The sequence below is a fragment of the Streptomyces sp. NPDC087906 genome (genome assembly GCF_055584925.1).
Genome location: NZ_JBVJLC010000015.1, coordinates 18,122 through 39,333 on the forward strand (window position 1 = coordinate 18,122; position 21,212 = coordinate 39,333).

21 protein-coding genes, 3 tRNA genes and 1 pseudogene are annotated in these 21,212 nt (G+C 68.8%); 18 read left to right on the top strand and 7 right to left on the bottom strand.

Annotated elements, in window-relative coordinates:
* Positions 1-125: 125 nt before the first annotated feature.
* Positions 126-1,363 (bottom strand): annotated as a pseudogene (locus ACZ63I_RS31300) (IS701 family transposase).
* Positions 1,364-1,495: 132 nt separating this feature from the next.
* Positions 1,496-2,038 carry an AAA family ATPase gene (locus ACZ63I_RS31305; RefSeq protein ID WP_469342772.1) on the bottom strand — a complete coding sequence of 181 codons (543 nt, stop codon included), beginning with the start codon at positions 2,036-2,038 and terminating at the stop codon, positions 1,496-1,498.
* Between the two features lie 992 nt (positions 2,039-3,030).
* On the opposite strand from ACZ63I_RS31305, the gene ACZ63I_RS31310 reads away from it, so the two are divergent.
* Both ACZ63I_RS31310 and ACZ63I_RS31315 read left to right on the top strand, forming a co-directional pair.
* Positions 3,031-3,573, top strand: coding sequence for a hypothetical protein (locus ACZ63I_RS31310; protein ID WP_469342665.1), 543 nt, complete (start codon positions 3,031-3,033; stop codon positions 3,571-3,573).
* A gap of 549 nt (positions 3,574-4,122) precedes the next feature.
* Positions 4,123-5,121 carry a glycoside hydrolase family 64 protein gene (locus tag ACZ63I_RS31315; RefSeq protein WP_469342666.1) on the top strand — a complete coding sequence of 333 codons (999 nt, stop codon included), beginning with the start codon at positions 4,123-4,125 and terminating at the stop codon, positions 5,119-5,121.
* Between the two features lie 128 nt (positions 5,122-5,249).
* Here the strand turns inward: ACZ63I_RS31315 and ACZ63I_RS31320 are convergent, their stop codons facing one another.
* From ACZ63I_RS31320 to ACZ63I_RS31330, 3 genes are all read right to left on the bottom strand, one after another.
* Entirely contained in the window at positions 5,250-5,795 is a 546-nt protein-coding gene (locus ACZ63I_RS31320; protein ID WP_469342667.1) for a GyrI-like domain-containing protein, read from the bottom strand.
* A 73-nt stretch (positions 5,796-5,868) separates the two neighbouring features.
* Complete coding sequence (locus tag ACZ63I_RS31325; RefSeq protein ID WP_469342668.1) at positions 5,869-6,528, bottom strand: NAD(P)H-binding protein; 660 nt, start codon at positions 6,526-6,528, stop codon at positions 5,869-5,871.
* Positions 6,529-6,627: 99 nt separating this feature from the next.
* A complete protein-coding gene (locus ACZ63I_RS31330) occupies positions 6,628-7,854 on the bottom strand; it encodes an amidohydrolase family protein (protein WP_469342670.1) in 1,227 nt (408 codons plus the stop codon).
* 242 nt (positions 7,855-8,096) lie between these two features.
* On the opposite strand from ACZ63I_RS31330, the gene ACZ63I_RS31335 reads away from it, so the two are divergent.
* From ACZ63I_RS31335 to ACZ63I_RS31370, 8 genes are all read left to right on the top strand, one after another.
* Positions 8,097-8,169: transfer RNA gene (locus tag ACZ63I_RS31335), tRNA-Thr, on the top strand.
* A gap of 47 nt (positions 8,170-8,216) precedes the next feature.
* Positions 8,217-8,289, top strand: a tRNA-Met gene (locus ACZ63I_RS31340).
* A 129-nt stretch (positions 8,290-8,418) separates the two neighbouring features.
* Positions 8,419-8,583 (top strand): 50S ribosomal protein L33, encoded by a 165-nt coding sequence (gene rpmG, locus ACZ63I_RS31345; protein ID WP_003956487.1) that lies wholly within the window; start codon positions 8,419-8,421, stop codon positions 8,581-8,583.
* Between the two features lie 87 nt (positions 8,584-8,670).
* The gene (locus tag ACZ63I_RS31350; RefSeq protein ID WP_469342671.1) at positions 8,671-9,123 is read left to right on the top strand and encodes an FAS1-like dehydratase domain-containing protein; all 453 of its coding nucleotides are present in this window, start codon (positions 8,671-8,673) and stop codon (positions 9,121-9,123) included.
* Positions 9,124-9,128: 5 nt separating this feature from the next.
* Positions 9,129-9,557: a MaoC family dehydratase gene (locus ACZ63I_RS31355; RefSeq protein WP_469342672.1), complete on the top strand. Its 429-nt coding sequence runs from the start codon at positions 9,129-9,131 to the stop codon at positions 9,555-9,557.
* A 120-nt stretch (positions 9,558-9,677) separates the two neighbouring features.
* The gene (locus ACZ63I_RS31360) at positions 9,678-10,301 is read left to right on the top strand and encodes a TetR/AcrR family transcriptional regulator (protein WP_469342673.1); all 624 of its coding nucleotides are present in this window, start codon (positions 9,678-9,680) and stop codon (positions 10,299-10,301) included.
* A gap of 97 nt (positions 10,302-10,398) precedes the next feature.
* Positions 10,399-11,862, top strand: a complete 1,464-nt coding sequence (locus ACZ63I_RS31365; protein ID WP_469342675.1) for a DHA2 family efflux MFS transporter permease subunit — start codon at positions 10,399-10,401, stop codon at positions 11,860-11,862.
* A 98-nt stretch (positions 11,863-11,960) separates the two neighbouring features.
* Positions 11,961-13,016 (top strand): UDP-N-acetylmuramate dehydrogenase, encoded by a 1,056-nt coding sequence (locus ACZ63I_RS31370; protein ID WP_469342676.1) that lies wholly within the window; start codon positions 11,961-11,963, stop codon positions 13,014-13,016.
* 15 nt (positions 13,017-13,031) lie between these two features.
* Here the strand turns inward: ACZ63I_RS31370 and ACZ63I_RS31375 are convergent, their stop codons facing one another.
* Together ACZ63I_RS31375 and ACZ63I_RS31380 are read right to left on the bottom strand one after the other, a co-directional pair.
* Entirely contained in the window at positions 13,032-14,060 is a 1,029-nt protein-coding gene (locus ACZ63I_RS31375) for an adenosine deaminase (RefSeq protein ID WP_469342678.1), read from the bottom strand.
* A 129-nt stretch (positions 14,061-14,189) separates the two neighbouring features.
* Complete coding sequence (locus tag ACZ63I_RS31380) at positions 14,190-15,416, bottom strand: pyridoxal phosphate-dependent aminotransferase (protein WP_469342679.1); 1,227 nt, start codon at positions 15,414-15,416, stop codon at positions 14,190-14,192.
* Positions 15,417-15,641: 225 nt separating this feature from the next.
* Here ACZ63I_RS31380 and ACZ63I_RS31385 point away from each other — a divergent pair.
* The 8 genes from ACZ63I_RS31385 (at position 15,642) to rplL (ending at position 20,954) form a co-directional block, all read left to right on the top strand.
* A tRNA-Trp gene (locus ACZ63I_RS31385) sits at positions 15,642-15,714 on the top strand.
* Positions 15,715-15,823: 109 nt separating this feature from the next.
* On the top strand, positions 15,824-16,111 hold the full coding sequence (gene secE, locus ACZ63I_RS31390) for a preprotein translocase subunit SecE (RefSeq protein WP_041985804.1): 288 nt from the start codon (positions 15,824-15,826) through the stop codon (positions 16,109-16,111).
* A 71-nt stretch (positions 16,112-16,182) separates the two neighbouring features.
* Positions 16,183-17,139 carry a transcription termination/antitermination protein NusG gene (gene nusG / locus ACZ63I_RS31395; RefSeq protein ID WP_469342680.1) on the top strand — a complete coding sequence of 319 codons (957 nt, stop codon included), beginning with the start codon at positions 16,183-16,185 and terminating at the stop codon, positions 17,137-17,139.
* Positions 17,140-17,325: 186 nt separating this feature from the next.
* Positions 17,326-17,760 (top strand): 50S ribosomal protein L11, encoded by a 435-nt coding sequence (gene rplK / locus ACZ63I_RS31400; RefSeq protein ID WP_041985801.1) that lies wholly within the window; start codon positions 17,326-17,328, stop codon positions 17,758-17,760.
* 83 nt (positions 17,761-17,843) lie between these two features.
* A complete protein-coding gene (gene rplA, locus ACZ63I_RS31405; RefSeq protein WP_041985798.1) occupies positions 17,844-18,566 on the top strand; it encodes a 50S ribosomal protein L1 in 723 nt (240 codons plus the stop codon).
* Positions 18,567-18,728: 162 nt separating this feature from the next.
* Entirely contained in the window at positions 18,729-19,658 is a 930-nt protein-coding gene (locus ACZ63I_RS31410; RefSeq protein ID WP_469342681.1) for an SCO4651 family lipoprotein, read from the top strand.
* A 271-nt stretch (positions 19,659-19,929) separates the two neighbouring features.
* Positions 19,930-20,487 carry a 50S ribosomal protein L10 gene (gene rplJ, locus ACZ63I_RS31415; protein ID WP_041985792.1) on the top strand — a complete coding sequence of 186 codons (558 nt, stop codon included), beginning with the start codon at positions 19,930-19,932 and terminating at the stop codon, positions 20,485-20,487.
* Positions 20,488-20,570: 83 nt separating this feature from the next.
* Entirely contained in the window at positions 20,571-20,954 is a 384-nt protein-coding gene (gene rplL, locus ACZ63I_RS31420; RefSeq protein ID WP_469342682.1) for a 50S ribosomal protein L7/L12, read from the top strand.
* Positions 20,955-21,212: the final 258 nt, after the last annotated feature.

Here is a 21,212-nt window from a genome sequence, read left to right on the forward strand (position 1 = left end):
CCCCATCCCCGGCGGGGCAGGTGGAAGTCAACGTCTCGCAGGCCGACGGTTTCGCCCGGACGGGAAGCGGCGTAGAGAATGCAGCCAAAGAACGCTTCTAGTACTCCAGCCGTAGATCGTGATCTTCATGTCTGACTCGCGCCTTGCCTGCGGTAATGGCTGGCCTGGGCTCGGGCCTGGTGGCGACGTCGCCAGGTGGACCAGGCGAGCCGGTGGGTCACGTCCTGCACGGGCCGGACGACCAGCTTCGTGAACAGCCGCTGGATCTCGTTGCAGGTGAGCGGGATGAGCCCGTCGAATGAGGGACGGCAGGTGTGTTCGTCGGCGCGGACAACAGCGGGAAAGGCGTGGGCGAGCATGGCCAGAGTGACCCAGCGAGACCACGAGGTGTAGCCGCGGACCTGGTGCTCGTCTAGTCCGGCCAGGCCTTTCCGGCTTGGAAAGTCTCTTCCACCCGCCATCTCGACCCGGCGACGCGGACCAGCATGGCCAGGGGTACCGGGGCGGGCGAGAAGCAGCGGTAGTAGGCGAGTTCGCCGGTGGTGCGGTTGCGGCGTAACAACAGCTAGTGACTGCCGGGCCGGGGTTCGACCAGGCCGATGACGGCCCAGTCGTAGAAGCGGTGCCCCTTGGCGCCGGCCCCGGCCGACAGCTTCTGCCAGGCACGCTTCGGCACCTTCGCGGCCAGGGCACCCGCGCGGAACTTCCCCGCACCGGTTGTGACGTCAGATGAGCAGGCGACGGCAAGCACGTAGCCGGTGCCGCGCTCTTCCAGCGCGGACCGCAGCTTGGGGTTACCGCCGTAGACCTCGTCGCCTGCGACCCAGCCCACGTGGTGCCCGGCGTCGAGGAACCGGCCGATCATGCGGGCGGCAAGTTCCGGCTTCGTCGCGAAGACCGTGTCCTCGCCCAGGCCGGCGGCTCGGCAGCGGTCGGGGTCGCGCGTCCACGAGCGCGGGATGTACAGCTCACGGTCCACCGCCGCGTGCCCGCGCAATCCCGCGTAGACGAGGTAGACCGCGACCTGGGCGTTTTCGATCCTGCCGGCGGTGCCGGTGTACTGGCGCTGGACACCGACGGTACGCGTGCCCTTCTTCACGTCCCCAGTCTCGTCGACGACCAGCACCGCATCCTCATCGTGCAGATGCTCCAGCACGTACTCACGCACGTCATCACGCACGCGGTCGGCATCCCACCTGGCCCGGCCAAACAGATGCTGCATGCCGTCCGGACTCGCCTCCCCGGCCCACTCGGCAATCGACCAGCAGTACTTACGCGGCAGGTCCGACAACAGCCCCAGCACCAAGTCCCTCACCCGACGCCGGGGCTCAACTCGCACAAACCGGCCCGCTATCCGCCCCATCAGGACCTCGAACGCCTCCTGCCAGCGGGCAGGGTCTACGCTGTGGCCGGCGGCCACCGCATGATCTTCAGTCTTCACACACCGATGATCACCGGTGGCCGCGCCCGTCTCCGGAGCAGCCCGCCAACACGATCACGACCTACGGGCGACCTGAGCCCCTGTCCAACCGGTGGCGGCCACCACCTCTCGCGCGATGTCCACGACAGGCCGTCCGTCTGTCACTACCCGCAGTGCCTCTGCCGGGGCCCGCTGGTCCAGGAGCCGTGCTTTGCGGACACTGACTTCCAGCTCAGACCCGAGTTCGCGTCCCACCAGCCGCTCACGGGCGGTGGCGTCGGAAGCGGTGAGCAGGACTCGTACGATCCCCACCCCGGCCCCCATGGCACGCTCAAACATGCCCGTCGTCTCAGGCAGCACACTCACGGTGTTCGTGTAGATCAGGCGTCGATACCCGCGCCGGGCGAAGTTCGCCCACACTGCGGTCAGATTGCTCTCGGCGATCTCCGCACGGTGAGGATCCCCCTCGGGTGCCGGATGCACCTGCCCCATGAAGTCACCCTCGATGATCGCGTGAGAGACCTCCGCGGCGCGCAGCAGCACCGAGACCTCCCACCCCACCGTCGTCTTACCAACACCGGCTCGCCCTCCGATGAGCAGTACTTCTGCGTGATCCATGAGGGCAGCGTGCCAGCGGGCGACCGCCTCACGCGATCCAATATCGATCCGTTCCCATGCTGAAAGCTCTGCGGGCATGATCACGATCTACGGCTGGAGTACTAGGGCATGATGCCCAAGTGGACATAGCGCGCGTGGCACTTGACTACATCAAGGCTCTCGTCTGGCCTGTTGCGACATTGGTCATCATCTTTAAGTTCCGCTCCTCACTTGAAGAGCTTGTGCACCGAGTCCGGACACTCAGTGCTCCTGGCGTCGATGCCGAGTTCTCTGACCGAGTGATTGAAGCAAGTCAGGATGTCGAGGAGGCATTGGGGCAGAGTCCGCCACCGGAGCCGACAGGCCCCGTTGAACCGACCGCACCTGATGCAGATCCGCATTCACAACCCAGTCAAGAACCGCCACCGCAGCCCCCCCTTCCTCCGGCCGCGGCCGAAGAACCTCGCCCACCGGACTCGGAGCAGATAGTCCTGGATGATCCCGTCTGGGTTCGCCTGTACGTCACAGCGATCGATAGTCCAGTCCAAGCCATGATGGCCGCCTACAGCAATGTGGAACAGGCTCTGCGCGCGTTGGCAGATGAGCGAGGAGTACTACAACCGAGGCGTATTCGACCTGACCTGCTGCACGATCTCGACCTGCCCGAAGAAGTTGTCCGTGCCTTTGGAGAACTCTATGACGTACACCACTGGGCAACACGGATGAGTATGATGCGCCCAGACTCCGCTTCTGCAATCGCTTACGTCGGCAGTTGTCTCGCGATGGCGAGATGGCTGCGCGGCGGGGGCGGTTTAGCAGGCTTCGGTAGATCGCGACCTCGGTCCTGAGGGTCCCCGGAAGAGTGGACCCGGGCAAGGCATCAAAGTTCAGCCCAGGTATCCAGCCACGCGAAGCGACACTGGGCGACCGCCATCGCCGTGCCTGTGTAACAACGGACAGAAATAGTGGATGAAACGGCTGACCGACGGGCCGATGTTCGGCACACTCGGGTCATGGTTGCTGCTATTGCCCCCTGGTGGGGCGACTGGCTCAAGTTCGTTCCTGGCTGGCTCGCGTTCGCTTGGACGTTGGGAATCGGAGGACGCAGGGTATGGCTGCGCCGCCACCAACTCGCCCTGGGGCCGGAGGCGGAGGAAGTGCGCAAGCAGCTAACGGAGTTCAGAGCTCTCTTGGACGATGTGACCTCCGGTCTCCGCCGGTCGGATTGGTTCATGCATGAAGACCGACGCGAGACCAGTCGGGCGCTGGGCGACGCTGCCGACCGCCGGGACGACCTCATTCTGAAGCTGTCACTGAACCGACTTGCCGAAGCATGGGACGAAATCTTCGCGCTGGCTCCACCGCCCCGCACCAAAGTTCGCTTCCTCGGTGGGATTGAAGAGGTCCGCCACAATCGGAGTGCCGCCCTTCAAGACGCCCGCGATATCGCGCAGATTCAACAGATGACCGAACTCGCGAACACGGCGCAGCTCGACGTGCGCTCAGCTCTCTCTCGACTGAACGAGCTGGAACGCAAGACGCACGGTCGAAGCTAGCTAGGCCGCTGACAGCCTCTCAACCACCCCGACGAAGCCGGCGACGGTCTCAGTTGTGGTCTCAACGACGCCTCATTCCCGGGCGTTCCGTAGTCGTCAGAGGCCGCTAGGGGATTCCGATGAGTCTCTGCTCTGTAGGTGCAAGCTCTGGACGAGGTGTGGACCGCAGGCCCGCAGGCCGACCTCGTAAAACGTTCCGTTCCAGCTCAGCAAAGGTACGGAACCGCAATCGCCAGAGGTCTGTAAATCCGCCGGCTTAGCCTTCCCAGGTTCGAATCCTGGCGCCGCCACACGGAAACGACGGCCCCCACTCCGCGGAGACGCGGAGTGGGGGCCGTCGTCGTGCTGTACCCCGGCAGGGATCGGTCGACGCACGTGTATTGACAAGGACATGTAAGGCGCGTGACTCTCGAAGAGAGCGCTCTCAGGTTCAGGTCCGGTCCCCACACACCGGCTGGGCGGGGCGCGCTTCCCCGAGGTCGGACGTGGTCGCCACCTGGCCGGCGGCCCGCAGTGTCCGCAGCCGTCCATCCGTGCCAGGGAGGACACATGCCCCCCACAGCAACGTCGGCGTACGCACGCCGGCGCTCCACCTATCTGATCGCCGCCATCGCCATGGCGCTCCTCGCCATGTGCGCCTTCGCCACCTCAGCGCCGTCCGCGCACGCGGTGAGCGCGTCCGCCGGCGGGACCGCCGAGGCGAGCGTGGCCGCCGGTGACCCGCCGCCCGACTCGTTCTGGGGCGACACCAGCACCATCCCGCCCGCCCAGAACGTCCTCACCGTCAAGGTCCTCAACAAGACCAACGGCCAGTACCCGGACGACCAGGTGTACTGGAGCTTCAACGGCCAGGTGCACTCCATCGCCGAGCAGCCCTACATCGACATGCCGGCCAACTCGGCCGGCCGGATGTACTTCTTCCTCGGCGCGCCCGACAGCAAGTACTCCGACTTCATCGAATTCACCGTCGGCGACGACGTGTTCAACGGCAACACCACCCGCGTCGACGCGTTCGCGCTCAAGCTCGCCATGCGGCTGCACGCCAGCGACGGGTACGACGTCCAGGTCGGCGACGACTACCAGACCTTCCAGCAGTCGAGGGAGGCCACGTTCCAGCAGTTCAAGGACGAGGTGCCCACCGAGTTCAAGGGACTGGCCGACATCGAGGCGCCGTACCGCATCCCCGCGCCCGGCAGCGCTCCCGACTTCCGGGCCGGCGGCCAGTACGCCGACTACTTCACCAGCTACGCCCAGTCGGTCGGCGTGAACGCGCCGACCTCCGACATCACCGGATGCGCCGGAGTGCTCGCCAACGACCCGGGGATGTGCTCGGCGCTCAACCGCCACGTCGCGCAGCTTCCCCAGTCGGACTGGTCGACACCCGGGCTGTACTACCAGTCCGCGCCGGCGAACTACTACGCCAAGTTCTGGCACGACCACGGCATCAACAACCTCGCGTACGGCTTCCCGTACGACGACTACGCCGGCCAGTCGTCCTTCGTCTCGCACGGCGACCCGCAGTGGCTTGAGGTCGCCGTCGGTTGGTAATCGCGGGAGTACCTGAGGGACCACCCGGATGACAGGGCCCCCGATCCGCCGGGACGCGGATCGGGGGCCCGCACGTTCCCCGCCGGCGCGGCGCTCCCGTCACAGCAGGTTCGCGCCGCGGCAGTACGTCAGTTGATGCCGACCCGGTCGAGGTCCGCCAGCCGGAACGCCAGCTCCGTCTCCCACTTGGCCGTGTCCGGCTCGTCCGCCGGGTCCGTCAGATACGACTCCATCCGGCAGCCCCAGCGCTGCGCGCCGCCCTCCTCCGTCATGTCCCACTCCAGGCCCTCGCCCGCCGCCCAGTCCAGCAGCCGCCCGGTCGCCTCCACCAGCCCGTCGGGCCGTCCGATGTACGTCAGCGTCGCGTAATGGCCCGCGGGCAGTGTGCCGACGGTGATCTCGCCGTCCGGCTCGGGCGGCACGGCGACCGGCACCCCGGCCTCCACCTCCAGCTCCGCCGCCATGTCGACGGTCCGGTAGCGGAAGAACACCGGTCCCGCCGGCTCCAGGCCCCGGTCGCGCAGCCAGCCGATGACCTTCGGGATCTGGTGGGCGACCTCCGCGAGGCCGCCCATCCGGACGGACCTGCCGATGGCCACGTACGGCTGCTCCTGGCGCCGGACGACCACCGGCGGCCGGGTTCCGCTCATCTCGTCCCCCATGGACTCGCTCATGCCTTCGCCGTCCCTGTCGTCACTGGTATGCGGATACACACGGTCCAGGGACGACCGCCCGGGGAACCGGAACTCATCGGTCCTCGGCGACTTCCTTCACCGCGTCGGCCACCGGGGTCGTACCGCCGATCAGCTCCAGCGTCAGCTTCCCCGTCCCCGGGGTCGCCAGCAGCTCGGCGATCACCTCCGCCACGTCCTCGCGCGTCACCTCGCCCCGGCCCGTCGACTTCGCCAGCCGTATCCCGCCCATGGCGTCGTCGTTCGTCAGGGCACCCGGCCGCAGCACCGTCCAGTCCAGGCCCGCCCTGGCCCGTACGTCGTCGTCCGCCGCGCCCTTGGCCCGCAGATACGCGTCGAAGACACCGTCGCCCTGATGGTTCGCGTCCGCGCCCATCGACGAGACGATGACGTAGCGCAGCACGCCGGCCCGCTCGGCGGCGTCGGCGAACAGCACGGCCGCCGCCCGGTCCACCGTGTCCTTGCGCTCCGTCGTGCTGCCAGGCCCCGCGCCCGCGGCGAACACCGCGGCGTCCGCGCCCCGCAGCGCCTCGGCGGTCTCCTCGACCGAGGCCGACTCCAGGTCGAGGACGACCGGTTCGGCGCCCGCCGCCCGCAGCTCGTCCGCCTGTGCGGGGTTGCGGATGATGCCCGCCACCTCGTGTCCGCGCCTGGCGAGCACCCGCTCCAGCCGTAGCGCGATCTGACCATGTCCTCCGGCGATCACAATTCGCATGCTCACGACGGTACGTCGGGGAGGCCCAGCGCGCGCCCGGACACGGTCACCGGAGGCCCACCGCGCGCCCGGACACGGTCACCGGAAGCCGGGCACCGCTCACGCGCCCGGGTCCGACCGCCCCTGCCGGGGCAGCTCCGTCACGACCGCCGTCGCCGAGTCGCAGTACTCCCGTACGGCACTGGTCCGCGCCACCACCCGCCCCCGGTGGATGACGATCCTGCTGTACGCCTGCGACAGCACACCCGCGATCCGCTCGCCGCGCACCGCCAGCAGCTCGGCGGGGAACCCCGCCTCCACCCGGACCTCGCCGAGCCCCATCGCCGCCCGCGCCGCCGTGCTCACCGCCCCGTACGCGTCGGCGGGCCGCAGCCCGCTCTGCGCCGCCAGCAGATAGCCGGCCTCCAGCGGATCCCCGCGCCCCACCGGGTTCGACACGTCCCGCAGCGCCCCGCTGCCCGCCGCGAGCCGCACCCCCGCGCTCAGCAGCAGCCGTACGGGAGCGACACCTCGCTGCTCGACACCGCCGCAGCCGCCCTGCGGCAGGCAGACCACCGACACCCCGGCGGCGGCGAGCTGGTCCGCCGCCCGCGCCGCCGCGTCCGCGGGCAGCCGGGACAGCCCGCCGCAGGGGCCGAGCGTCACGCCGGGCCGCAGCCCGGCCACCATCGCCGCCAGCCGGGCGAGCCGCGCCGGATCGTCACCGTCCGTATGCAGATCGACCGGGCAGCCGTGCTCGGCCGCCACCTCCAGCACCGCCTCCACGAATCCGGCCGGGTCGGGGTCGAGATCGGGGCAGCCGCCGACCGCTCCCGCGCCCATCTTCACCGCGTCCCGCAGTATCGCGAGGCCGTCGGCGCCCGCGACCCCCGTCAGCAGCCGGGGCACCGGCACGACCGTCAGATCGCAGAGCCCGCGCAGCGAGCGCCGGGCCTGGAGGACCGCCTCAAGGCGGCCCAACTCCTGGGCGCCGCCGATCCGTACGTGCGAGCGCAGCGCGGTCGCGCCATGGCTGAGCTGGAGCAGCGCCGCCTCGGTCGCGCGGCGCTGCACGTCGTCCGCGGAGTAGGGGACCGGCCCTTCGGCGGTGAGCGCCGTGTCGCTGTGGGCGTGCGGCTCGGCCGGGGCCGGGAGCAGCAGATAGCCGTCGAGGTCGACCCGGGCGCCGCGCGCGACCAGGCTGCCCGCCGTGCCGACGGCCTCGATCCGGCCGGCGCTGAGCCGTACGTCGACGGTGCGGCCGTCGGCGAGCCGGGCGCCGCACAGGACGAGCGCCGTGGTGTCGGCCGTGGCGCCGTCGGACGGCTGCTGCTGGCTGTCGGGCATCGCGCTCCTGGTCGGCTCGGCTCTCGGGGTGCTGGGTCGGGCCTGCGGTGGGCAAGATCACGCAGCGTGAGTCGAGCCTAAGCGGGCTCCCGGCAGCCTTCCGGGAGGGGCGCAATAGTCGTACCGGCGAGCCCACCTGTGGCCTACGCGACACCGGGGGACAGGTGGGGCGAGAGGCGTGCAAGGGGCATGGAAACGGATTTGGGCGATCGGCGAGGGACCGTGTAATGTCTTCATCGCTCGCCCCAATAGCTCAGTCGGTAGAGCGTCTCCATGGTAAGGAGAAGGTCTACGGTTCGATTCCGTATTGGGGCTCCGGTGTTCGGTGATCCTCGCCTCCGGGCGGGGAGATCCAACATCGAAGCGGTGTAGCTCAGTCGGTAGAGCAAGCGGCTCATAATCGCTGTGTCACCGGTTCAAGTCCGGTCACCGCTACACACAGTAGCCGATTGCGGGGTCGGTCCTTCAATCGGCTACTCTTCTTTGCGTTCATCTGTTTGAAGTGTTTGTCCGTTTTTCTCGTTCGTTTTCGTTCATCGTCCATTCCGTCCAAGGAGCACTCACGTGGCTGCCACCGACGTCCGCCCGAAGATCACGCTGGCCTGCGTGGAGTGCAAGGAGCGGAACTACATCACCAAGAAGAACCGGCGTAACAACCCGGACCGTCTTGAGATGAAGAAGCACTGCCCGCGCTGCAACTCGCACACAGCGCACCGCGAAACGCGCTGAATCAGGCTCGTACGCGAGGCCGTCCCCGCTGGGGGCGGCCTCGTGTCGTTTGATGTGGGCACACACTCATCAGGAGGGAGCGAGTCCATGGCGCTCGATCAGTCCTTCGTGGGACGGAGCTACCCGCCCACCGAGCCCTACGAGGTCGGCCGGGAGAAGATCCGCGAGTTCGCCGAGGCGGTGGGCGACCCCAATCCGGCGTACACCGACCAGGACGCGGCGAAGGCGCTGGGGCACAGCGATGTGATCGCCCCGCCCACGTTCCCGTTCGCGATCACCTTCAAGGCGGCGGGCGATGTCATCGCCGATCCGCAACTGGGCCTGGACTTCAGCCGGGTGGTGCACGGCGACCAGAAGTTCGCGTACTCGCGCCCGGTACGGGCCGGCGACCGGCTGACCGTCACGTCGACGATCGACGCGATCAAGTCGCTCGCGGGCAACGACATCATCGACGTACGCGGCGAGGTGCACGACGAGTCGGGCGAGCATGTCGTGACCGCCTGGACCAAGCTGGTGGCGCGCGCCGCCGAGGAGGCGTGAGACCGGTGACGGCGAAGATCGGTTACGACGAGGTCGAGGTCGGCACGGAGCTGCCGGCGCAGAGCTTCCCCGTCACGCGGGCGACGCTCGTGCGGTACGCGGGGGCGTCGGGGGACTTCAACCCGATCCACTGGAACGAGAAGTTCGCCAAGGAGGTCGGCCTGCCGGACGTGATCGCGCACGGCATGTTCACCATGGCGGCAGCGGTCCGTGTGGTGACCGACTGGGTGGGGGATCCGGCGGCCGTCGTCGAGTACGGCGTGCGCTTCACCAAGCCCGTGGTGGTGCCCAACGACGACAAGGGCGCGCTGGTCGAGGTCAGCGCCAAGGTCGCCGCCAAGCTGGACGACAACCGGGTCCGGGTGGATCTGACGGCCATGAGCGCGGGCCAGAAGGTGCTGGGGATGTCCCGCGCCGTCGTCGCGCTGGCCTGAGCCGCGTATACGTACTGAGCTGCGCGTAGGTAAGGGGTGTCCGCAATGGCGGACACCCCTTACGCATGCGTCGCAGCACTGCGGTTGACAAAGTAAGTGAGTGGCCAATAACCTTCTCGTATGGTCAGGATGAGCGCAGAAGAGCGACGCGAGAGCGTCATCCGCGCGGCGGTCACCGAGTTCTCCCGCAGCGGCTACAACGGCACGTCCACGGAGGCGATCGCCCGCCGGGTCGGCGTCTCGCAGCCGTACCTCTTCCGGCTCTTCCCGAACAAGCAGGCGATGTTCCTCGCCGCCTCGCAGCGCTGCCTGGACGACACCAGGCGGCTCTTCAAGGAGGCGTCAGAGGGGCTGGAGGGCGAAGACGCCGTCCACGCCATGGGGATCGCCTACCAGCGGACCATCGCCGAGGACCCCGAGAAGCTGCTCATGCAGATGCAGATGTACGCGGCGGTCGCCGCCGCCGAGGCCGAGGGCGATCACGAGTTCGGCGACTCGGTGCGGGCCGGCTGGGAGCGGCTGTGGGACACCGTCCATCTGGCGCTCGGTGCCGACGAGGGCGAGACCACGGTCTTCCTCGCGTTCGGCATGCTCATCAACACCCTGGTCTCGCTGGGGTTCCCGGCCGGGCACCGCGTCTGGTCGGAGATCTACGAGTCGTCGCACCCGGTCGGCGATCCGCACCCCGCCGGCGATCCGCACCCCGCCGGTGACCCGCAACCCGTCGGCGACCCGGCGAACTGAACCACCCCGCACCGCGCGGGCCGCTCCATGTCCAAGAAAGTTAGTCATCGATAACTAACAAAGTCGGCGGCATCCGAGCCGCCGACGGGGGAGAGCCATGAACCAGCCGGCAGAACTCACACAGCCGAAAGCCCGCGGCTCCCGAGCCACCTGGGCCCTCGTCATCACCGGCGCCGCCAGCTTCATGGCGGCCCTGGACAACCTCGTCGTCACCACCGCACTGCCCTCCATCCGCGAGAACCTCGGCGGCAAGCTGGAGGACCTGGAGTGGACGGTGAACGCCTACACGCTCACCTTCGCCGTCCTCCTCATGTTCGGCGCCGCCCTCGGCGACCGGTTCGGCCGCCGCAAGCTGTTCATCGTCGGCCTCTCCGTCTTCACCGGCGCGTCGGCGGCGGCGGCGCTCGCCCCCGGCATCAACACACTCATCGCCGCACGGGCCGTCCAAGGGGTCGGCGCCGCGATCATGATGCCGCTCACCCTCACCCTGCTCATCGCCGCGGTCCCCGCCGCCAAGCGAGGCGCGTTCCTCGGCATCTACGGCGCCATCACCGGACTCGCCGTCGCCAGCGGACCGCTCGTCGGCGGCAGCCTCACCCAGCACCTCTCCTGGGAGTGGATCTTCTGGCTGAACGTGCCGATCGGCCTCGCGCTGATCCCGCTCGCCCGGCTGCGCCTCGAAGAGTCCCGCGCCCCCCACGCCCGCCTCGACGTCCCCGGCACGATCCTCATCAGCGCCGGCCTCTTCGGCATCGTCTACGCCCTGGTCAACGCGAACTCCGACGGCTGGACCAGCGCGACCGTGCTGCTCGGCCTGATCGGCGGCGCCGTCCTGATCGCCGCCTTCGTACGCCACGGCATCCGCCGCCCGGACGCCATGCTGCCCATGCGGCTCTTCAAGAACCGCGCCTTCGCCGGCATCAACGGCGCCAGCCTGCTGATGTTCCTCGGCATGTTCGGCTCGATCTTCCTGCTCAGCCAGTTCCTGCAGACGGTCGTCGGCTACTCGCCCACCGAGGCGGGGCTGCGGATGCTCCCGTGGACCGCGATGCCGCTGATCGTCGCCCCGGTCGCCGGACTCATCACCGACCGGATCGGCGGCAGGCCCGTCGTGGTCGCGGGACTCGCCCTGCAGGCCATCGGTCTCGGCCTCTTCGCCACCGTCCTCGACCCCGGCGTCTCGTACGGCGCGCAGCTCCCCGCCCTGATCATCAGCGGTATCGGCATGGGTCTGTACTTCGCCCCCGCCGCCACCGTGGTCATGTCCAGCGTCCGCCCCGCAGAACAGGGCATCGCCTCCGGTACCAACAACGCGCTCCGCGAGGTCGGCGGCGCCCTCGGTGTCGCGGTCCTCGGCGCGGTCTTCGCGGCCCAGGGCGGTTACGAGACCCCCGACAGCTTCGTCGACGGCACCGTCCCCGCCCTGTGGATCGGCGCCGGTATGGTCGCGGTCGGCGCGCTGCTCGCCCTCCTCATCCCCGGTCACCGCACCAAGCAGGACGCGGCGGCGGAAGAGGCGAGCGGCGAGCCGACCGGCGAGCGCGCGCCGGCGGCGGTCTGATCCCGCCACCGGCCGGCACCAGCACCTGGCACCTGGCACCTGGCACCACGGTCCGTGGTCCGCCGTCGAGGCGGGCCGCGGACCGTACTCTTGTCCCCGTGCAGGAACTACACGACGCCCCCCTCGCCCCCCTGACCACCTTCCGCCTCGGCGGCCCGGCGACCCGGCTCGTCACGGCCACCACCGACGACGAGGTGGTCACCGCCGTACGGGAGGCCGACGCGACCGGCACCCCGCTGCTGATCATCGGCGGCGGCTCGAACCTGGTCATCGGGGACAAGGGCTTCGAGGGCACCGCCCTGCGCATCGCCACCACCGGCTTCCGGCTCGACGGCACAGCGCTGGAGCTGGCGGCGGGCGAAGTCTGGACGGACGCCGTCGCCCGCACCGTCGAAGCGGGCCTCGCCGGCATCGAATGCCTCGCCGGCATCCCGGGCTCCGCCGGTGCCACCCCGATCCAGAACGTCGGCGCCTACGGCCAGGAGGTGTCCGCCACCATCACCGAGGTCGTCGCCTACGACCGCACGACCGGCGAGGTGACCACCCTCACCAACGCCGAGTGCGCCTTCGCCTACCGGCACAGCCGCTTCAAGGAACAGCCCGCCCGCTGGGTCGTGCTGCGCGTCCGCTTCGCCCTGGAGGACGCCGGCGGCCTGTCCGCCCCGCTCAAGTACCCGGAGACGGCGCGCGCGCTGGGCGTCGAGGCGGGCGAGCGGGTCCCCGCCGCCACCGCACGCGACACCGTGCTGAAACTGCGCGCGGGCAAGGGCATGGTCCTCGACCCCGAGGACCACGACACCTGGTCGGCCGGGTCCTTCTTCACCAACCCGATCCTCGACCACGACGCGTACGAGTCCTTCGTCGCCCGCGCCAGGGCCCGCCTCGGCGCCGACGTCACGCCGCCCGCCTTCCCCGCCGACGACGGCCGTACGAAGACGTCCGCGGCCTGGCTGATCGACAAGGCCGGCTTCACGAAGGGGTACGGCACGGGCCCGGCCCGTATCTCCACCAAGCACACCCTGGCGCTCACCAACCGCGGCGCCGCCACCACCGAGGACCTGCTCGCACTCGCGCGCGAAGTGGTCGGGGGAGTGCGCGACGCGTTCGGGATCACCCTCGTCAACGAACCGGTGACGGTAGGCGTCAGCCTCTGAGCGGACGCCCTGTCGTCAGCTCGCCAGCCAGCCGTCGATCCCCGCCAGCAGCGCTTCCCGCACGCCCTCGGGCGCGGCCGAAGCGCGCACCGACTGCCGTGCCAGCTCGGCCAGTTCGGCGTCGGAGAAGCCGTTGTGCTCACGGGCCAGCTCGTACTGCGCAGCCAGCCGCGAGCCGAACAGCAGCGGGTCGTCGGCGCCCAGCGCCATCGGGACGCCCGCGTCGAACAGCGTCCGCAGCGGCACGTCCTCCGGCTTCTCGTACACCCCGAGCGCCACGTTCGAGGCGGGGCAGACCTCGCAGGTCACCCCGCGCTCGGCCAGTCTGCGCAGCAGCCGCGGATCCTCGGCCGCCCGTACGCCGTGGCCGATCCGGGCGGCGCGCAGATCGTCCAGGCAGTCCCGTACGGATGCGGGTCCGGTCAGTTCACCGCCGTGCGGCGCAGCGAGCAGCCCGCCGTCCCTGGCGATGGCGAACGCCCGGTCGAAGTCCCGGGCCATACCGCGCCGTTCGTCGTTGGACAGCCCGAAGCCGACCACGCCGCGGTCCGCGTAGCGCACGGCGAGCCTGGCCAGTGTCCTGGCCTCCAGCGGGTGCTTCATCCGGTTCGCGGCGACCAGGACGCGCATGCCGAGGCCCGTCTCACGGGACGCGCTGTCCACGGCGTCCAGGATGATCTCGATGGCCGGGATCAGGCCGCCGAGATGCGGGGCGTACGACGTGGGGTCGACCTGGATCTCCAGCCAGCCCGAGCCGTCGCGCACATCCTCCTCTGCGGCCTCGCGTACCAGCCGCTGGATGTCCTCGGGCGAGCGCAGACAGGACCGGGCGATGTCGTAGAGCCGCTGGAAGCGGAACCAGCCCCGCTCGTCGGTGGCGCGCAGCTTCGGCGGCTCGCCCCCGGTCAGCGCCTCGGGCAGGTGTACGCCGTACTTGTCGGCCAGTTCGAGCAGGGTCGTGGGCCGCATGGACCCGGTGAAGTGCAGATGCAGATGGGCCTTGGGCAACAGGCTCAGGTCGCGCGGGCGGGTGGTGCTCTCCATTCCAAGATCCTGCCGTAAGAAAACGTCTCCCGGCACCCACTTTCCCCCATCGGGTTCCGGCCGAACGAAGAATCGGGCCCCCGGCGGCCGCCGGAAGCCCGATTCACCGTACGCGCGCGGAGGGGATGCTCAGTCCTTGGCCTCGGCCAGCAGCTTCTGCATCCGCGCGACGCCCTCGGCCAGGTCCTCGTCGCCGAGCGCGTACGAGAGCCGCAGGTAGCCGGGGGTGCCGAAGGCCTCGCCCGGTACGACGGCGACCTCGGCCTCGTCCAGGATCAGCGCGGCCAGCTCGACCGAGGACTGCGGGCGCTTGCCGCGGATCTCCTTGCCCAGCAGGGCCTTCACCGACGGGTACGCGTAGAACGCGCCCTCCGGCTCGGGGCAGACGACGCCGTCGATCTCGTTCAGCATCCGCACCATGGTCTGCCGGCGCCGGTCGAAGGCGGAGCGCATCTCGGCGACGGCCGACAGGTCCCCGGAGACGGCGGCGAGCGCGGCGGCCTGCGAGACGTTGGCCACGTTGGACGTCGCGTGCGACTGGAGGTTGGCCGCCGCCTTCACGACGTCCTTGGGGCCGATGAACCAGCCCACCCGCCAGCCCGTCATCGCGTACGTCTTCGCCACGCCGTTGACGACGATGCACTTGTCGCGCAGCTCGGGCACGACAGCGGGCAGCGAGGTGAACGTCGCGTCGCCATACACGAGATGCTCGTAGATCTCGTCCGTCAGGACCCACAGGCCGTGCTCGACGGCCCACCGGCCGATCGCCTCGGTGTCGGCCTCGCTGTAGACGGCGCCGGTCGGGTTGGACGGGGAGACGAAGAGCACCACCTTCGTACGGTCCGTGCGGGCCGCCTCCAGTTGGTCGAGCGAGACGCGGTAGCCGGTGGTCTCGTCGGCCACGACCTCGACCGGGACCCCGCCGGCCAGCCGGATCGACTCCGGGTACGTCGTCCAGTACGGCGCGGGGACGATGACCTCGTCGCCCGGGTCGAGGATCGCGGCGAACGCCTCGTAGATGGCCTGCTTGCCGCCGTTGGTCACGAGGATCTGCGACGCGTCGACCACGTAACCCGAATCACGCAGGGTCTTCGTCGCGATGGCGGCCTTCAGCTCGGGGAGGCCGCCCGCCGGCGTGTAGCGGTGGTACTTGGGATTGCGGCAAGCCTCGACGGCCGCCTCGACGACGTAGCCGGGGGTCGGGAAGTCGGGCTCGCCCGCGCCGAAGCCGATCACCGGACGCCCTGCGGCCTTGAGGGCCTTGGCCTTGGCGTCGACGGCGAGGGTCGCGGACTCGGAGATCGCGCCGATGCGCGCGGAGACCCGGCGCTCGGTCGGAGGGATGGCAGCGCTCATGCGTCCCATGCTCCCAGACCGGAAACCTCCTGGGTACACAGGTTTCGTACGATGGACACATAAGACGATGCGCAGCGAACCGGGCAGTCCCCGCTCGTCGCGGAGTTAGCTGTTCGACGTCGGGCCTGTGACCACGTACACTCACTCGTCGTTGGCCTTCGTCAGTCACGTCCCACAGGGCACTCCGTGCACCCGGTCGGATGCGGTAGGTTGGGGCAAACACAAAGGGTCGTAGCTCAATTGGTAGAGCACTGGTCTCCAAAACCAGCGGTTGGGGGTTCAAGTCCCTCCGGCCCTGCTACGCACACCTTCGCCAGGGTGTGTGCGCATGTACGAACATTCACTGCATCGCCGTGCGGCTCCCCCCGGGCGCGGCATGGCCACGACCCGGAATCAGGTGAGAGAGCGTGACGGACGCCGTGGGCTCCATCGACAAACCTGATGCCGATGATGATGAGTCCGTAGAGTCGAAGAAGCCCCGTAAGGGTGGCAAGCGCGGCAAGAAGGGCCCTCTGGGCCGGCTCGCGCTCTTCTACCGTCAGATCGTCGCAGAGCTGCGCAAGGTCGTCTGGCCGACTCGCAACCAGCTAACGACGTACACCACAGTGGTGATTGTCTTTGTTGTCATCATGATCGGTCTGGTGACCGTGATTGACTATGGCTTCAACAACGCAATCAAGTACGTCTTCGGCTGATCTCGCGAGGGCGCCCGACGCGGCGCCCCTTTCGCGTGTGCCACCCATTTAGCCAGGAAGAAGCAGCCACCGTGTCTGACCCGAACCTGAACGACGCCGGCGAGGCGGTCGAGTCCCGAGAGGACGAAACCGACATCGTGGAGGCGGCGGACGCTGTCGAGCCAGACCAGGCCGAAGCCGCTGACGCCGAGGCGGGCGAGCCGGCCGAAGAGGCAGCGGTCAACGCCGAACAGGTCGAGGACGAAGACGGCACCGAGGCTGACGAGGTCGAAGAGGCCGTCGCGGCCGCCGAGGGCGAGGGCCTGGACGCGGACGCCGAAGCTGACGACAGCGACGCCGAAGGCAGCGAGGCTGAGGCCGAGGCCGACGCCGACGACACCGACGAGGAGCCGGCCGAGGCCGTTCCCGCCGTCGACCCCGTCGAGGCGCTCCGCCAGGAGCTGCGCGGTCTGCCCGGCGAGTGGTACGTGATCCACACCTACGCGGGCTACGAGAAGCGCGTGAAGGCCAACCTGGAGCAGCGCGCCGTCTCGCTCAACGTCGAGGACTTCATCTACCAGGCCGAGGTCCCCGAGGAAGAGATCGTCCAGATCAAGAACGGCGAGCGCAAGAACGTCCGCCAGAACAAGCTCCCGGGCTACGTCCTGGTGCGCATGGACCTGACGAACGAGTCCTGGGGCGTCGTCCGCAACACCCCCGGTGTCACCGGCTTCGTGGGCAACGCCTACGACCCGTACCCGCTGACGCTGGACGAGATCGTCAAGATGCTCGCCCCCGAGGCCGAGGAGAAGGCAGCCCGCGAGGCCGCAGAGGCCGAGGGCAAGCCGATGCCGGCCCGCAAGGTCGAGGTCCAGGTGCTGGACTTCGAGGTGGGCGACTCGGTCACCGTCACCGACGGCCCGTTCGCGACGCTGCAGGCGACGATCAACGAGATCAACGCGGACTCGAAGAAGGTCAAGGGCCTTGTCGAGATCTTCGGCCGCGAGACCCCGGTCGAGCTGAGCTTCGACCAGATCCAGAAGAACTGAGCGGTCCCCGCTTCTGGCACAGCAGCTTCTGGAACAACAGCTTCCGACCAGGTCAGACAGGTGTTCCTACCTGTCTGACCTGTCGGTTTTGGCCGTGCAGCTATACCCGTTATCGTTGTGCGGTATGCCTCCATCCGGATGACCGGGTGGCTGGCCGATAACTCTCACTAGGACCCGGAGAGAGCAATGCCTCCCAAGAAGAAGAAGGTCACGGGGCTCATCAAGCTCCAGATCAGCGCCGGCGCCGCCAACCCGGCCCCGCCGGTCGGCCCCGCGCTGGGTCAGCACGGCGTCAACATCATGGAGTTCTGCAAGGCCTACAACGCCGCGACCGAGTCGCAGCGCGGCATGGTCGTGCCGGTCGAGATCACGGTCTACGAGGACCGCTCGTTCACCTTCATCACGAAGACGCCGCCCGCCGCGAAGCTGATCCTCAAGGCTGCCGGTGTGGACAAGGGATCCGGCGAGCCGCACGTCAAGAAGGTCGCCAAGCTCACGCGCGACCAGGTGCGCGACATCGCCACGACCAAGATGCCCGACCTGAACGCCAACGACCTGGCCGCCGCCGAGAAGATCATCGCCGGCACCGCCCGTTCGATGGGCATCACGGTCGAGGGCTGAGTCCAGCCCCGTACGTCCCCAGTGGCAGGGCCATGCGCGGCCCGCACCACGAACTCCACACCTGAAGAACCACAGGAGAAGAAGTGAAGCGCAGCAAGTCTCTCCGCAACGCGGACGCGAAGATCGACGCGGAGCGTAACTACGCCCCGCTCGAAGCCGTCCGCCTTGCCAAGGACACCAGCACGTCCAAGTTCGACGGCACCGTCGAGGTCGCCATGCGCCTGGGTGTGGACCCGCGCAAGGCGGACCAGATGGTCCGCGGCACCGTCAACCTTCCGCACGGCACCGGCAAGACCGCCCGGGTCCTGGTCTTCGCGACCGGTGACCGTGCCGAGGCAGCGCGCGCCGCGGGCGCCGACATCGTCGGCGCCGACGAGCTCATCGACGAGGTGTCGAAGGGCCGTCTGGACTTCGACGCCGTCGTCGCCACCCCTGACCTCATGGGCAAGGTCGGCCGCCTCGGCCGGGTCCTCGGCCCGCGTGGTCTGATGCCGAACCCGAAGACCGGCACCGTCACCCCCGACGTCACGAAGGCTGTGACGGACATCAAGGGCGGCAAGATCGAGTTCCGGGTCGACAAGCACTCGAACCTGCACTTCATCATCGGCAAGGTCTCCTTCGACGAGACGAAGCTGGTCGAGAACTACGCCGCGGCGCTGGAGGAAGTCCTCCGTCTCAAGCCGTCGGCCGCGAAGGGCCGCTACATCCGCAAGGCCGTCCTCGCGACGACGATGGGCCCCGGCATCCCGCTGGACGCCAACCGCACCCGCAACCTCCTCGTCGAGGAGGACCCGGCGTCCGTCTGACGTCCCCGACGTCCGACAAAGGCTGGAACCGGCCGGTCCCCGCACCTCGTTGAGGTGCGGGGACCGGCTTTTCTGTTGATTTGCTGTCAGTGGGGTGGGTTATCTTCTTGGGGTGGTCTTGACCATCGGGGTCAGCGCCAACTGCACAATCTGGGGTGGGAAATGAACATGTCCGCATTCACACGTGGGGGCGTGGCACTGACGGCTGTGGCCGTCATTGCCGGCGTTGCGGGCTGTACGAGCGATGACGGCAAGAAGGACGACGGGGCGGCGAAGCCGGCCGCGTCGAAGAAGGCGGACGCCAATCCGGCCGAGGTCCTGACCGCCGCGTACAAGAAGACCTCCGGGGCGAAGTCCGCGAAGATCAGCATGAAGATGACGACCCCGGCCGCCGCGGCCCAGGGCGCCGGCAAGACCGAGACGGTCACGATGTCCGGCGTGATGGGCTGGGACCCGACGGCCATGGACATGACCGTGGACGGCTCGGCGCTCGGCGCCGAGGCCGGGGCGCCGGAGAAGGTCCGGATGCTCATGCTGGACAACGTGATGTACGTGGACGGCGGAGCCGCCGCCGCGAAGGAGATGGACGGCAAGCGCTGGATCAAGCTGGACCTCGCCGAGCTGGCGAAGGGCGGCGGCGACAGCGCGGGCTCGATCGGCTCGCTGGGCGGCCTGCAGAGCGCCAACCAGGACCCGTCGCAGCAGCTCGCCATGCTGGTGGACTCGCCCAGCATCAAGCACGTCGGCCCGGAGAAGGTCGACGGCGTCCAGGCGGAGCACTACAGGGGCAGCCTGACGTTCCAGGAGATGCTGGACACCAACTCCGCCGCCGACACGCTCACGCCGAAGCAGCGCAAGGACCTCGTCGCCGCCATGAAGAAGGCCGGCATGAAGACCTACAACACAGACGTGTGGGTCAACGCCGACGGCTACCCGGTCCGGCTCGACGTCGTGATGGACATGAAGCAGGGCAAGACCACCATCAGCGAGCACTTCTCGGACTACGGCACCGCGGTCAAGGCGGCGCCGCCGGCCGCCGCCGACACGGTCGACCTGTTCAAGATGATCAGCGACTCGGCCTCCGGAGCCTGATCCCGGTGGGGGTCCGGCAGGCGATTTGCCTGCCGGACCCCCGCTCCCGTACTCTCACGTTGAAGCCAAAGACCGCTGGTCGTTGCTTTGCGCTCGCAAGAGGGCAAAGCGGCCGAAGGATCCGCTAGCTGCGGACGACCCGCGCAGGTGATCGTGGAGAGTTCCCGGATGCTGTCCGGTTGAGCTACGCCCCGTGCGCCTGCGCCGGGGCGTTTCGTTTTGCGCAGCCCCTTCTGAGCGGTCCTCATCACCCGGAAGGAGGCCGACGCTCATGGCAAGGCCCGACAAGGCTGCCGCGGTAGCCGAGCTGACGGACCAGTTCCGCAGCTCGAACGCCGCCGTGCTGACCGAGTACCGGGGTCTCACCGTGGCGCAGCTCAAGGAGCTGCGTCGTTCGCTCGGTGAGAACACCCAGTACGCCGTGGTGAAGAACACGCTGACCAAGATCGCGGCCAACGAGGCCGGGATCAACACGCTGGACGACCTGTTCACAGGTCCGACGGCGGTTGCCTTCGTCACCGGTGACCCGGTGGCGTCGGCGAAGGGTCTTCGTGACTTCGCCAAGGACAACCCCAACCTCATCATCAAGGGCGGTGTCCTTGACGGTAAGGCGCTGTCCGCCGATGAGTTCAAGAAGCTCGCGGACCTCGAGTCCCGCGAGGTTCTGCTCGCCAAGCTGGCCGGTGGCCTGAAGGCGTCCATGGCCAAGGCCGCGGCGACCTTCCAGGCTCCGCTCACGGAGTTCGCCCGCACCGCGGAAGCACTTCGCGCCAAGGTCGAGCAGGGCGGTGCCGGTACGCCGGCTCCCGCCGAGGCCGACGCCGAATAGTTCGGCTTCGCGTCACAGCGGGCCCCGTACGCCCGCCGTCTATATACATCCGGCACCTGCCGACTTAGTGGAAGGACGCCATCATGGCGAAGCTGTCCCAGGGCGAGCTGCTTGAGCAGTTCGAGTCCCTCACCCTCATCGAGCTCTCCGAGTTCGTGAAGGCCTTCGAAGAGAAGTTCGACGTCAAGGCTGCTGCCCCCGTGGCCGCCGCCGCTGTCGGTGGCGGCGCCGCCGTGGCCGAGGCCGTCGAGGAGCAGGACGAGTTCGACGTCATCCTCACGGGTGCCGGCGAGAAGAAGATCCAGGTCATCAAGGTCGTGCGTGAGCTGACCTCGCTGGGCCTCAAGGAGGCCAAGGACCTCGTGGACGGCGCCCCGAAGCCCGTCCTGGAGAAGGTCACCAAGGAGCAGGCCGAGAAGGGTGCCGACTCCCTCAAGGCCGCCGGCGCCTCCGTCGAGGTCAAGTGACCTCGTAGCGACCTCGCGCCGCCAGGGCCTCCCGTCCGTCTGGGAGGCCCCGGGGCGCAGCGTTGACGTGAAGGGCGATCACCCATCCGGGTGGTCGCCCTTCGGCGTGCCCGCGAGGGGTACCTTGTTCTCCGTACGCCTGCGAGTATCGTGATCATTACCGCGCCTTCCGTGCGCCCGGTGGGGATCCGCGGGACGGCTCCCGAGGGCGGGGGCCTTGACGAACCGCACGCAGCGCGCAATTCTCAGGACGCGTCG